At 65.7% G+C, this 12,630-nt stretch carries 9 protein-coding genes; 3 read left to right on the top strand and 6 right to left on the bottom strand.

What is annotated here, in order from left to right:
* Positions 1 to 183: 183 nt before the first annotated feature.
* A complete protein-coding gene (locus QD280_RS12720) occupies positions 184 to 603 on the bottom strand; it encodes a DUF1499 domain-containing protein (protein ID WP_043333122.1) in 420 nt (139 codons plus the stop codon).
* Positions 604 to 1,011: 408 nt separating this feature from the next.
* Here QD280_RS12720 and QD280_RS12725 point away from each other — a divergent pair, with 408 nt between their 5' ends.
* Positions 1,012 to 2,412 carry an exonuclease SbcCD subunit D C-terminal domain-containing protein gene (locus QD280_RS12725; protein WP_279839503.1) on the top strand — a complete coding sequence of 467 codons (1,401 nt, stop codon included), beginning with the start codon at positions 1,012 to 1,014 and terminating at the stop codon, positions 2,410 to 2,412.
* Positions 2,409 to 5,969: an AAA family ATPase gene (locus tag QD280_RS12730; RefSeq protein WP_279839505.1), complete on the top strand. Its 3,561-nt coding sequence runs from the start codon at positions 2,409 to 2,411 to the stop codon at positions 5,967 to 5,969. Before QD280_RS12725 ends, QD280_RS12730 begins: the two co-directional genes overlap by 4 nt.
* 6 nt (positions 5,970 to 5,975) lie before the next feature.
* On the opposite strand, the gene QD280_RS12735 is transcribed toward QD280_RS12730, so the two are convergent.
* The 3 genes from QD280_RS12735 to QD280_RS12745 form a co-directional block, all read right to left on the bottom strand.
* Entirely contained in the window at positions 5,976 to 6,731 is a 756-nt protein-coding gene (locus tag QD280_RS12735; protein ID WP_279839506.1) for an endonuclease V, read from the bottom strand.
* A gap of 53 nt (positions 6,732 to 6,784) precedes the next feature.
* A complete protein-coding gene (locus QD280_RS12740; RefSeq protein ID WP_192838574.1) occupies positions 6,785 to 7,357 on the bottom strand; it encodes a PRC-barrel domain-containing protein in 573 nt (190 codons plus the stop codon).
* Positions 7,358 to 7,562: 205 nt separating this feature from the next.
* On the bottom strand, positions 7,563 to 9,269 hold the full coding sequence (locus tag QD280_RS12745) for a DEAD/DEAH box helicase (protein WP_043333127.1): 1,707 nt from the start codon (positions 9,267 to 9,269) through the stop codon (positions 7,563 to 7,565).
* A gap of 592 nt (positions 9,270 to 9,861) precedes the next feature.
* Between QD280_RS12745 and QD280_RS12750 the strand changes: the two genes are divergently transcribed.
* The gene (locus tag QD280_RS12750; RefSeq protein ID WP_084589335.1) at positions 9,862 to 10,383 is read left to right on the top strand and encodes a YaiI/YqxD family protein; all 522 of its coding nucleotides are present in this window, start codon (positions 9,862 to 9,864) and stop codon (positions 10,381 to 10,383) included.
* Between the two features lie 71 nt (positions 10,384 to 10,454).
* Here the strand turns inward: QD280_RS12750 and QD280_RS12755 are convergent, their stop codons facing one another.
* Together QD280_RS12755 and QD280_RS12760 are read right to left on the bottom strand one after the other, a co-directional pair.
* On the bottom strand, positions 10,455 to 11,465 hold the full coding sequence (locus QD280_RS12755) for a glutathione S-transferase family protein (RefSeq protein ID WP_279839508.1): 1,011 nt from the start codon (positions 11,463 to 11,465) through the stop codon (positions 10,455 to 10,457).
* A 166-nt stretch (positions 11,466 to 11,631) separates the two neighbouring features.
* Positions 11,632 to 12,537: a LysR family transcriptional regulator gene (locus QD280_RS12760; RefSeq protein ID WP_279839509.1), complete on the bottom strand. Its 906-nt coding sequence runs from the start codon at positions 12,535 to 12,537 to the stop codon at positions 11,632 to 11,634.
* Between the last annotated feature and the right edge of the window lie 93 nt (positions 12,538 to 12,630).

Below are 12,630 nucleotides of genomic sequence, written 5' to 3' on the forward strand. Positions count from 1 at the left end.
GACCTTGCCAAGAGTTGGCATGAAAAACCCCGGTGCCTCGAGAAGGCGGACCGGGGTGGTGAACGTCATCCTGTGCGGTTCAAGCAATGAGGGACGTGGTGGGTGTCATGCAGTGAGTCATCTTCTCTCGCCTGCCGGGCGACGCCCGAGGTTCAGGTTCAGGTTCAGGTTCATCGACAAGCGTCAGCTGCAGTAGCCCCAGCCTTCCAGGCGCTGGCGAATGTCCTCGACCCGCTGGCGGTTCTTGCCGAGATCGGAATGCCCTCTGCGCGAGACGCTGCGCACATGACAGACCCCCTCCTCTTCATTGCAGACGATTTCCACATCATCGACGAAGCCCAGCACGGGGGTGTGGAACTCGGCGTGCAGATAGCCGCCATCTTCGCTGACGATTTCAGCATGACCCATCGATTCTATGATGCCGTGCAACTTCTCCATCGCACTGACGCAGCAATCCTGCGGCATCGGGAGTGGCGCGACATAATGCTTGCTGTCAGTGGCCTGGGAACTGACCCCGTTGGGGGTGCTGGGGGCCGGAGCCAGCATGCCATCATGCAGGCCGAGATTGTCGGGACGAGGTGAAGCAAAAAGACCTTGGCGCATTTCGAATCCTTCCTGTCATCTCTGGGCGTCGGTAACAGCATCCTCTGTCACCAGCCTGATTGTTATCCAAGTCAGCTTGAAGACTTTGCGAAGACTGTGCGCAAGAAAGCCCCGTGTGGGCTTCTCCGCTGATGTGATTCGCTGAGGCAACTCCCACACGCTGCCATCGCGTGGGCTTGTCGGTGAATGACAAGGGCCTCGACTTTCAGCGTAGCGACTTTTGTCGATTTTGCCCGTGGAAGGCCTTGATCCAGATCATCTGCCTGATAATGCGCCGCACCTTGAGCGGCTTGAGGCCGTGCCCTCTTCCGCCCCAGCGAAGCCAGACCGTACACTGGGCAGCATTTCACCCGGCCCGGCTTGCCCCAGCCCCAGCCGCCGGCCAGACGACTTCGCAAGGACCCCATCGTGAGCTTCCGCTTTCTGCACACTTCCGACTGGCATCTCGGCCAGAGCTTTCACGGCCAGAGCCGTCACGTCGAGCATGCTGCCTTTCTCGACTGGCTGCTCGGGCAGCTCAAGACTCTGGCGCCGGATGCGCTGCTGATCGCCGGAGACCTGTTCGATGTGGTCAACCCGAGCCTGGCCGCCCAGGAGCTGCTCTACGACTTCATCGTGCGCGCCCACGAGCAGGACGCGGCGCTGGAGATCGTGATGATCGCCGGCAATCACGATTCCGGCTCGCGCATCGAGCTGCCGGCCGCGTTGCTGGCACGTCTCAAGACCCATGCGCTGGGTCGCGTGCGCTGGGTGGATGACTCCGCCGACGGCGGCGATGCCCACAGTCTCGACTGCCAGCATCTGCTGGTGCCCCTGCATGATCGTGACGGCAAGCGCCGCGCCCTGTGCCTGGCGGTGCCCTTCCTGCGCCCGGCCGAGGTCACCGGCCTGAGCAGCGGCGAGCAAGCCGAGCAGGAAGGAGAAGCAGCAGGCAAGGCCGAACGCACCCGCAGCGAGGCCTACCGCGACGGCGTGGCCCGCGTGCACCAGCAGCTGGTCAGTGCTGCGCGCGCCACCCGCCAGCCCGGCGAGGCGCTGATCGCCATGGGTCATGCCCACATGCGTGACGGCGAGGTGTCCGAGAACAGCGAGCGCCCGATCCTGATGGGCGGCGAAGAGGCGCTCTCGACCAGCCTGTTCCCCGACGATATCGCCTATGTGGCGCTGGGCCACCTGCATCGCCCGCAGCGCGTGGGCGGCGAGGAGCGCATCCGCTATTGCGGCACGCCGCTGGCGATGGACTTCTCCGAGGTCGACTACGGTCACCGCATTCTCGATGTCACGCTCAGCAATGACAGCCTGGAGAAGGTCGAGGAGCATCGCGTGCCCTGCCATGTCGCGCTCACGCGCGTCGGGCCTGCGCCCCTGGCCGAGATCACCTCTCGGCTCACGGCGCTGGTCGCCGAGGCGCAAGCGGATCTCGAGCCGACACGCTGGCCGTGGCTGGAAGTGACCGTGCAGCTGGAAGCCCCGCTGATCGACCTGCGCGCCCGCATCGAGGCACTGCTGGAAGGCGCGCCGCTGCGTCTGATCAAGCTGGTCACCCGCTACCCGGCCTCCAGTGCCGAGCATCGCGCGCCGAAAGGCGTGAAGCTCGATGAGCTGGGGCCGATGGGGCTGTTCGAGCGTCATTATCGCGCCACCTATGACAGTGAGCCGGACCCGGCGCTGATCGAGGATTTTGCCCAGCTGCTCGAGGAGGTCGAGGCCGCACGCGCAACGCGTCTCGAAGGCGAGTCGGCCACCCGGCCCGCTCGCAAGCCAGACAAGACAGCTTCGGCAGACAAGGCCAAGGGAGGTCAGGCATGAAGATTCTCGCCCTGCGCCTCGACAACCTGGCGTCGCTTGCCGGCACGCATGAAGTCGACTTCGAGAAGGCGCCGCTGTCCGATGCCGGCCTGTTCGCCATCACCGGTCCCACCGGGGCCGGCAAGAGCACGCTGCTCGATGCCCTGTGTCTGGCGCTCTATGGCACCACGCCGCGCCTGCGCCAGACACCGAGTGGCGGCCAGCTGGAGGATGTCGGCGAGCATCAGCTGACGCTCAAGGACCCGCGCAGCCTGCTCCGGCGTGGCTGCGGCGAAGGCAAGGCCGAGGTGGATTTCATCGGCCGCGATGGCCTGCGCTATCGCGCCAGCTGGACGGTCAGCCGCGCACGCGGCAAGCCCGGCGGGCGCCTGCAGAATGCCAAGCAACATCTCCAGCTGCTGCCCGCCGGCGATGACACCCGGCCGGCTCAGACCCTCAACACCACCAGCAATGACGCCAAGGCGTTGATCATCGACAGGCTGGGGCTCAATTTCGAGCAGTTCACCCGCGCCGTACTGCTGGCGCAGAGCGAGTTCAGCGCCTTCCTGCGTGCCAATGACAATGAACGCTCGGAGTTGCTGGAGAAGCTGACCGATACCGGCCATTACTCCGAGATTTCGATGGCCGCCCATGAGCGCGAGCGCGCCGCCCGCGAGGCCGTCAATGAACTGGAGCGCAAGCTGGAAGGCCAGCTGCCGGCCAGCCCGCAGGAGCGTCAGGCGCTCGAGGAGGAGGTCCGTCTGCGCCAGACGGCCATGACCCGACTCAGCGAACAGCATGATGCGCTGACGGCCTATCACCAGTGGACCACCACGGCGGGCGAGCTCGAACAGGCGCTGCGTCAGGCGCAGCAGGAGCAGACCGAGGCCCACGCCGCCAGTGACGCGCTTTCCCGTCAGCGCGAGCAACTCAGCGCCCTGGAGGCCCTCGCGCCGATTCGCCCTGCCCTGCTGCGCCTCAAGGCGATCGCGCCGCAGCATGCGCAGCTGGTCACGCAACTGGCCCAGCTGGAGCAGCAGCTCGACACCCTGTCGCCCAGGGTTGAGCAGGCCCGGGCCGCCAGGCACACCGCCGATGAACGCATGCAGCGCTGTGATACCTGGCGCGGCGAGCAACTGCCGAAGCTTGAAGAGGCACGTCAGGTGGCCTCGCGTCTTTCGCAGCAACGCGAAGCACACGCCAGCCAGCAGAGTGAACAGCACCGACTGCGCGACACGCTCGGCCGACATCAGCAGGAGCTCGAGACACAGGATCGCCAGCGTCAGCAGCTGGAGCAGCAACTCCAGCAGCTGCAGGCGACGCTGGTCGACGAGTCAGGCCAGCCGCTGCGCGATGCCGAAGATTATCGTGACCAACTGCAACGTCAGCGCGATGCACTACTGGAGCTCAAGCCCGTACTCAGCGAGCAGATCAGTGGTCTGGCCCGCCGTGATGAGGTGCAGCAGCGTCTTGTCGAGCTGGAGCAGCAACTGCCCCGACAGCAACAGGCGTTGCGGGATGTGGCTGGCCGGCAGGCGCAGGCATTGCAGGCCCGTGACCAGGCGCGCCACGAGGAAGACGCCGAGCGCCGCCAGCAGGAGCAGGAGCGTCTGGCACGCAGCGACAACGTGATGGCGCTGCGCCGTGGGCTGGTCCAGGGCGAGGAGTGTCCGGTGTGCGGCAGCCACGAGCACCCCGCCGCCGGCCAGGCCGCACCGGCCGAGGCGCTGATCGCTCAACTGGAACAGCAGGCCCGCGAGCGTCTTGACCAGCGCCGCCAGGCCACGGCCACCGCGCAGCAAGCCATGGAGACGGCCAGTCACGAGCATGCGCGCCTCGAGGAGCAGCTCGGCTATCTGCAGCAGGAACAGACCCAGCTGCATACGGAGCTGCAACGCCTGCAGCAGCAGGCGCAGAGCTGCCAGACGAACCTGACCGAGCTTCTGGCCCGGCACTCGCTGTCAGAGCAACCCCAGCTTGCCCCCTTGCCGCAGCTGCCGGCTGCCCACGCACTGCAACTGATCGAGCAGCGCCTTGGGGAACTGGACGCCCGCCAGAACACGCTGGTGACGACACTGCGCCAGCTGACGCCGCTGCGTGAGCAACGCCAGGCACTGGCAACACGTCACGCCACGCTGACGTCGCAATGCCAGCATGGCGAGGCGCAGCTTCAACAGTGCGAGACGCAGATCACTGCGCTGGCGAGTGAGATCGAGCAGCTCAGTGACACGCTTGCCCAGCAGCTGAGCGCAGACCCCAAGCGACAGCATGCCAGCGTGAGCGACTGGTCCGACTGGATCGAGTCGCTGACCACCCGGATGCGCAACGAGCAAGAGGATGCACGGCAGGCACTGCAGGAATTGAGCGACCAGCAACAGCAGCTGACGCAGCAGCAGGCCAACCTGCAGCAACGCCAGACGGAGCTGCGCGAGGAGCAAGACTCGCTCGACCGCGAACGCGCGCATTGGCAGGCAGCGAATCCCGGCCTGGATGACGCGCGCATCGCGGAGTTGCTAGCCATCGAGGATCACGAGCTGCAGGCACTGCGCCAGCAACTGCGCAGCGCCCACGAGCGCGTCGCACGCGCGGATGCCCTGTGTGATGAGCGCAATGCGCGTCAGCTCAAACACTGGCAGGCCGCTCGGACCTCCAGCTGGCAGGCAGCACTCGAACAGCTGGCAGCACTCGAGCAGCTGGCAGCGCCCGCCGAGGAGACGCCGGGAGCAGGTACCGCTGGAGAAGGTGTGGCGGGAGAAGGCACGGCGGGGACTGGAGAGACGGGCGTCATCCGCGCCCAGGCCCAGCAGGCCCTGGCGCTGCATGCTCGCTTGCAGACTCATGCGCAACCCCCGCAAGAAGATGCCGCTGGTGCGCCGGAGGATGCGCAGCCACAGCCCGAGGAAGATATCCACGCGCTTGGCGAGGCGTTGGCCACTCTGATCGCGGCGCTCAAGACACCCCTCACTGCCGTGCGCGAGGCCCATCAATCGGCGCAGGCGGCGATACTCAATGATGATCGGCGCCGCAGCGGCAGCGCCGAACTTGGCGAGCAGCTGGCCCGCGCCCGCGCAGTCCATGAACGCTGGGGCGCGCTGTCAGAGCTGATCGGCAGTGCCAGCGGTGCCAAGTTCCGCACCATCGCCCAGGCCTTCAATCTCGAGCGCCTGATCGAGCATGCCAATCTGCATCTGGCCAATCTGGTTCGTCGCTATCGTCTGGCGCGCGGCGCCAGCCCGCTGGGGCTGGTGGTGGTGGATACCGAGATGGGTGACGAGCTGCGCAGCGTGCATTCGCTGTCCGGCGGCGAGACCTTCCTGGTCTCACTGGCGCTGGCGCTGGGCCTGGCGGGCATGGCCTCCGGTGAGCTGCGCATCGAATCGCTGTTCATCGATGAAGGCTTCGGTAGCCTCGACCCGGATTCGCTGGCCCTGGCGATGGAGGCGCTGGATGGCCTGCAGGCCAGCGGCCGTCGCGTCGGGGTCATCTCGCATGTGGCCGAGATGCATGAACGCATTCCGGTGCGTATCGCGGTGCGCCCCTCGGGCAACGGCCAGAGCCGACTGGAGATCGAGGGCTAGCGGCGGTCAGGCATCACGAAGCCGCTTGAGGCGGCGGCTGGCGAGCTGGTCCGCCAGTCGGGTCGGCTCGGGCAGCTTGGTCTTGCCCAGGCAATGCAGGGTCATCGCCAGCGCCGTGTCCAGATTCATGCGCTGGCCCGGCGAGACGAACACCGGCTTGACCTTCGCGCGTGAGCGCAGCACGGCGCCCAGCTGGCTGCGCTGTTCGCGTTTGGGCAGCTCGCTATTCTCGATGATGCCGAGCTCGCCATCCGCTTCACGCACGCGATCCGTCAGCGCGACCCAGTCGCCGCGCGCATCGCCCGGTTCGCCATGCTTGCCGCACAGACGCTTCTTGGCCACGCCGAAGGATGGCAGGTCACACCACAGGCCGAGATGCGCCGCCACGCCCAGGCGGCGCGGGTGCGCGATGCCATGGCCGTCCACCATCAGGCATTCGGGCGCACGCTCCAGCGATTCGAGGGCGGCGATGGCGGCGGGCAGCTCCCGAAACGACAGCAAGCCCGGAATATACGGCATGCGTGTCGGCTGACGGATCAGCTGCTGCTCGAGGGGCTCCAGCGTCGCCAGATCCAGCGTCACCACCGCCGCGCGTGTCACCTCGCCCCCATCCTCGAAGCCGATATCGACCCCCGTGATGGTCGTTGGCCACTCGCCGGGGCTTGCTCCCCAGGGCGGCGTCAGCGTCAGTCGTGTGGCCATTTCGCGTTGCTTGGCAACGGCGGCGGCAGGGTCGAGATTCCAATCGTGCAGTGCTGTCATCCACTCACTCATGCATTCCCTCTCGGCGGTTGCGGGTCTCTCTCCCTCAGATGCTATCGATCGCCCTCACCTTCAAGCTGCTTGCCCAGTGAACGCAGCACCTCCGCCGCCTGATTGCGGAAGGTGTCCAGCCCATTGCCGACCTCCCCCATGCTGCGTTCCAGCTGGCGTGACAGGCGATTGGAAAGCGGCTGGTCCGCGCGGGCCGTCAGCTGCTCCGGCGTCATGTCGAGCACCAGCCGGTAACGGATGTCGCCGGGCGCCGCGGCCGCCAGCGGGTCACTGACCGCCTCACGGGTGAAGCGCGCGAAGTCGATGCTGGCCGCCTTGTCACCGCCGTCAGGGCGAATCAGCAGGCGATGGATCTGACCACGCGTATCGCTGAGCACATCCTCGACCTTGCCCAGCGCCTCGCCCTGCGGTGAGACCACCGGCGCCAGACGCAGGGCCTCCAGCGAGACCAGCGGCACGCGAATCTCCGGCGTGGCGCTGCTGGCCGGCATGTCGGACTCGGCGTGGGCCGCACTGAGCGACAGCCAGGATGTCGCCAGCAGAGCGCACAGCATCAGCTGGCGGGCAGGCGTGGCCTGCAGGCCACGGCGCAAGGCATCGAGTGAAGAGATCATGTGGGCATCCTCGGGAAATGATGAGCGGTGGAGCTATGATGAGCGGTGGACCTACGATGAGCGGTGGACCTACGCCAGCACAGGATACCAGCCCCGGTGACGCCTTTCGTCCAGGCACAAAAAAACCGGCACCTCGTGAGAGGTACCGGTCTTTTCAGAAGCCGTGGCCAGCACTGCGATCAGTGCCGGCCCGACTCAGGCCTGATCAGGCGCGACGACGGTCGTCGTTGCCACCTTCACGGCGCTGCGGACGAGCGCCCGCACCGTCTTCTGCCAGTTCCAGCGGACGGCCAGCGACGCGAGCACGCGCCATCTTGGACACGATGCTGGTCGGCAGACCGCTCGGCAGTTCCACGACACTGTGGGTGTTGCGGATGTCGATGCGACCGATGCGTGAACCTTCGATGCCGCCTTCGTTGGCGAGAGCGCCAACCAGCTGGCCCGGCTTGACGCCGTCACGGTGGCCGACGGCCACACGGTAGAGCTTCATGCCTTCACGCGCGACCGGCGCGGAGTTGCGACGCTCACCGCGTTCCGGACGCTCGGTGCGCTCACCGCGCTCGGAACGCTCGTTGCGACGCGCACCCGGCTTCGGCAGAGACTGGATCGGCGTCTCTTCGGCGCGAGCCATCTTGACGAAGACAGCGGCCAGTTCGACCGGATCGTGACCTTCTTCGACCAGGCTCTGGACCAGAGCGCGGTGACCGTTGGAGCTGCTGCCCAGGGCTTCGACGACGCGAGCACGGAAGGCGGCGTCACGGTGGCCACGGATCTCTTCTTCGCTCGGCAGCTGGCGTTCGGTGATGCGCTGGCCCAGGGCCTGCTCCATCCAGCGAACCTTGCGCATTTCGCGACCGCTGACGAAGGTGATGGCGCGACCTTCACGACCGGCACGGCCAGTACGGCCAGTACGGTGGACGAAGGATTCGCTGTCACCCGGCAGGTCGTAGTTGAAGACGTGGGTGATACGCGCCACGTCCAGACCACGAGCGGCGACGTCGGTCGCGACCAGCACGTCGACCTTGCCACGCTTCAGGCGAGTCACGGTGCGCTCGCGCAGGGACTGGTCCAGATCACCGGACAGTGCTGCCGCGGAGATACCGCGAGCGATCAGCTGTTCGACGACAGTGGTACAGGCGGCACGAGTGCGCACGAAGACGATGGCCGCATCGACGGTCTCGACTTCCAGCAGACGGGACAGCGCTTCGAGCTTGGCGCCGCCTTCGACACGCACCATCATCTGTTCGATGGTGGAAGCGGTACGCGATTCGGACTTGATGGCAACCTTGACCGGATCAACCAGGTAGCGGTTGACGATACGCTCGATCTCGGTCGGCAGCGTCGCGGAGAAGAAGACGCGCTGCGCTTCCTTCGGGGTATCGGCGACGACGCGCTTGACGTCATCGATGAAGCCCATGCGCAGCATCTCATCGGCTTCATCCAGCACGAGGGCTTTCAGGCCGTTCAGGTTCAGGCTCTTGCGATCCAGGTGGTCGATGACACGACCCGGGGTGCCGACGACGATCTGCGCGCCGCTCTTGAGGCTACGCATCTGCTCGCGGTAGTCCTGACCACCGCAGAGAGTGGCCACTTCCAGGCCACGCATGAACTGACCGTAACGTGTGAAGTTGACGGCGACCTGTTGGGCCAGCTCACGGGTCGGGGCCAGCACGAGAACCTGCGGTTCACGGCGGTCGAGGTCCAGACGGGTCAACAGCGGGAGTGCAAAGGCAGCGGTCTTGCCGGTACCCGTCTGTGCCTGGCCGATCATGTCACGGCCTTCGAGCAGACTCGGGATGGTCTGAGCCTGGATCGGGGACGGAGTTTCGTAGCCCAGCTTCTCGAGAGAGGTCAGGACGGCAGGCAGCAGGGCAAGATCGCTGAAGCGATCGACGACGGAAGTCGTGGTCATGTATATCTCACACCTAAATGGCTACAAGTAAGGCTTGCAGCTGAAGAATGGGTCGGGTTGAACCGACACGAAGCGTAAGGGCTCCGTCTGGCGATGCAGTCAGGCACGAGGCGCTGGCATCATCAGAAAAAACGTACGAGTGCTGGACGTCTTGGCATGGACGGGCCCGGGTTGCTCTGAAGGTGGACGCAATTCCACTTTCAGGCACAACGCTGCGGCGACCGTACAGCAACCAGAGGCTCTTCTACTCAGAGTCTCGGGGCGCTCCATCATGCACACTGTGGACAGGGACGGGTCTTGCATCGCGGCGGCCGGACATCGATCGAATCGAGGGGTCACGGATGGCTGGGGCAAGCTACGCCACGCGGTCCGGGAGGCGCGAAATACCGGCTGATGGCCACAAGATAACGGCGATCACGTCGGGCTCGGCTACTCAGGATGGTGGGTCACTACATGCGAGGAGCTGGCATTCTAGCAGCCTCTCACGCATTCTGCATCCTTTCTTTTGACCTTGGTCGCAGGCCGGCCGCCTTCGGGCAGGCATGCGCCCCGCCATCACGCCTCGCTGAACAGCCACCTGACAGGAGCCTGCATGACTGACGCGCAAGACCATGACGCCCCCTCCCCACAACATCCCGCCGAGCATGTCACCACGCTGTGGGTCGACGCCGATGCCTGTCCGCGCGCCGCGCGTGACATCCTGGTGCGCGCGGCGGAACGCACCGCGACCCCTACCTGGTTCGTCGCCAATCATCAGGTGCCGCTGCCGCGCTCGATGCACGTCAAGGCGCTGTCGGTCCCACAAGGGGCCGATGCTGCCGATCAGTTGATCGTCGAGCGCGCCCACCCCGGTGACATGGTGATCACCTCCGACCTACCGCTGGCGCTGGAGGCGATCGAGAAAGGCGCTCTGGTGATGACGACCCGCGGCGAAGCGCTGGATAGCAACAACATTCGCGCCAAGGTGCAGATGCGCGACTTCATGGAGAGCATGCGCTCCAGCGGCGAGCACACCGGCGGCCCGTCCGCCTACGGCCAGCGCGAGCAACGCGACTTCGGCAATGCGCTGGACCGCTGGCTGGCCAAGATCAGACGCCCGACACCGCGCGCCTGACCCAACCGCCGCTGCTCGCCATCAACTCGGGCGCGATCAACTCGGGCGCGATCAACTCACACTTCAAGACCTCAGACGTGACGACGAATGCCCTGGCCCGGCAGACGCTCGCGGTCATGGGGAGCGTCGAGCGCCAGGCTCGGGCCGACCGGCACGATAGCGGTGGGATTGATGGTCTGCTGACTGGCGTAATAGTGGGTCTTGATATGCGCAAGATCGCAGGTCTCGGCGATGCCCGGCCACTGATACAGCTCGCGCAGATAGTGCGAGAGGTTGGGATAGTCGGCGATACGGCGCTGATTGCACTTGAAGTGCCCGAAGTAGACGGCATCGAAGCGGATCAGGGTGGTGAACAGGCGGATGTCGGCTTCGGTCAGCCACTCACCGGTGAGATAACGCGAGTCGGCCAGCCGGCGCTCCAGTGAATCCAGGCACTCGAACAGCGCCGTGGAGTGACGCTCGTAGACCTCCTGCCGCGTGGCGAAGCCGGTCTTGTAGACGCCATTGTTGACCTTGTCATAGACCTCGGCATTGATGGCATCGATCTCGCCGCGCAGGTCTTCGGGATAGAAGTCCAGATCATTGCCGGTCAGCGAATCGAAGGCGTCATTGAAGATGCGCACCAGTTCCGCCGACTCGTTGTTGACGATGCGACCGGTCTGCTTGTCCCAGAGCGCCGGCACGGTGACACGGCCGGTGTAGTGCGGGTCGGTCAGGGTGTAGAGCTGGTGGTGATAGCGCACGCCATTGATCGGGTCACCGCTGGAGCCTTCTTCCTCGAGATAGCTCCAGCCATGTTCGAGCATCAATGGACTGGTGTAGGACATACCGACCAGCGGCTTGAGTCCCTTGAGAGAGCGCATGATCAGCGCGCGGTGCGCCCACGGGCAGGCCAGCGAGACATAGAGATGGAAGCGGTCTGCGCTGGCGGGCACGGCTGCTTGTCCCTGCGGTCCTTCGAGCAGGGCATCGGGCGCCACGACCCAATCCCTGAGCCGCGCGCTCTCGCGCTTGAATTCACCGCCGGTGCTGTCGGTGTCATACCAGCGATCCTGCCACTTGCCGTCGACCAGTAAGCCCATCTTGCACGCTCCTTATATGGCTTGAGGGGATGCCCCCAGCCTAAGAGTCGAGCGCGACAGCGCAAGCGAATTCACTGCGTGGCACCGATCGAGTTTCTCGAACGATCACGTTGTGCGAGCCCTGTGCTTTTCTCAAGCCCTCACGCTTTTCAGACCCTATACGCTTTCAAGAGCGCCGCTCGCTGGCGTCCTGCTCGACGGCAGCGTGCAGCTGCGCCTTCATCGCGCGGACGGCGGGGCCCGCGCGATCATCGTCCGGCAGATAGAGCATCAGCAATACTTCGCGTTCGCCGCCATTGGCCAGCGGCAGTGGCAGCAGCCGCCCCCGGGCCAGAGCCTCGCTCATGCGGGTGCGGGGCAGCCAGGCGAAGCCCAGTCCGCGTTCGGCAAGATCGACTGACGTGGCCAGGTGGCTCACCGTCCAGCGCGCCTCGGCCTTGAGCCAGCCGGCATCCATGCCGCTGGAGCGACTGCTGTCGCGTACCACCAGCTGGCGATGCTGCACGAGATCACGCAGATCCAGCGGCCGTCCGAGAGCATGTAGCGGGTGCCCCGGCGCCGCCACGGCGATGAAGGTTTCACGCAGCAACGGGGTGCCGAGATGGCCATCCAGCATCAGGCCGCTGATCAACAGGTCCGCTTCCTTCTCCTCGAACAGCTCGCGCCCGCCGGTCAGCGTCGTCTCGTGCAGCTGGACACGCACCTGAGGGTAGGCCGTCGAGAAGGCTTCCAGCGCCCGTGCCAGCACATCCGACGGAAACAGCTGATCCACCGCGATGGCGATCTCGCTCTCCATGCCCGCCGACAGCGCATCGGCCACATCCTCGAGTGCCCGCGCATTCTCGATCAGCTGACGCGCCCGGCGCAGCAGCAATTCACCCGCCTCGGTCAGCCGGACATTGCGCCCGACCGGCTCCAGCACCTGCACGCCCAGCAAGGCCTCCAGGCGATGCACGGCGTGATTCAGGGTCGAGGGGCTCTTGTGGATCGCGGCCGCCGCGCGCGCGAAGCTGCCATGGTCCACCACGGCGGCCAGCATCTGCCACTGAGCCAGTGTCACGCGTGACGACATCGGGATTCCTCTTGCAGAACGTACGGGAATGCACGGGGCAATCCTGACATGCCAGACGCAAAAAACCAGACACCTGATACTGCAACCCGACGG

Origin of the sequence: Cobetia sp. 1AS1, assembly GCF_029846435.1 — a bacterium.
Lineage (GTDB): Bacteria > Pseudomonadota > Gammaproteobacteria > Pseudomonadales > Halomonadaceae > Cobetia > Cobetia amphilecti.

Excerpts from the sequence above, each read along its gene's own strand:
- QD280_RS12720 (WP_043333122.1), bottom strand. The coding sequence starts at position 603 with ATGCGCCAAGGTCTTTTTGCTTCACCTCGTCCCGACAATCTCGGCCTG.
- QD280_RS12730 (WP_279839505.1), top strand. The coding sequence starts at position 2,409 with ATGAAGATTCTCGCCCTGCGCCTCGACAACCTGGCGTCGCTTGCCGGC.
- QD280_RS12735 (WP_279839506.1), bottom strand. The coding sequence starts at position 6,731 with ATGACAGCACTGCACGATTGGAATCTCGACCCTGCCGCCGCCGTTGCC.
- QD280_RS12740 (WP_192838574.1), bottom strand. The coding sequence starts at position 7,357 with ATGATCTCTTCACTCGATGCCTTGCGCCGTGGCCTGCAGGCCACGCCT.
- QD280_RS12745 (WP_043333127.1), bottom strand. The coding sequence starts at position 9,269 with ATGACCACGACTTCCGTCGTCGATCGCTTCAGCGATCTTGCCCTGCTG.
- QD280_RS12750 (WP_084589335.1), top strand. The coding sequence starts at position 9,862 with ATGACTGACGCGCAAGACCATGACGCCCCCTCCCCACAACATCCCGCC.
- QD280_RS12755 (WP_279839508.1), bottom strand. The coding sequence starts at position 11,465 with ATGGGCTTACTGGTCGACGGCAAGTGGCAGGATCGCTGGTATGACACC.
- QD280_RS12760 (WP_279839509.1), bottom strand. The coding sequence starts at position 12,537 with ATGTCGTCACGCGTGACACTGGCTCAGTGGCAGATGCTGGCCGCCGTG.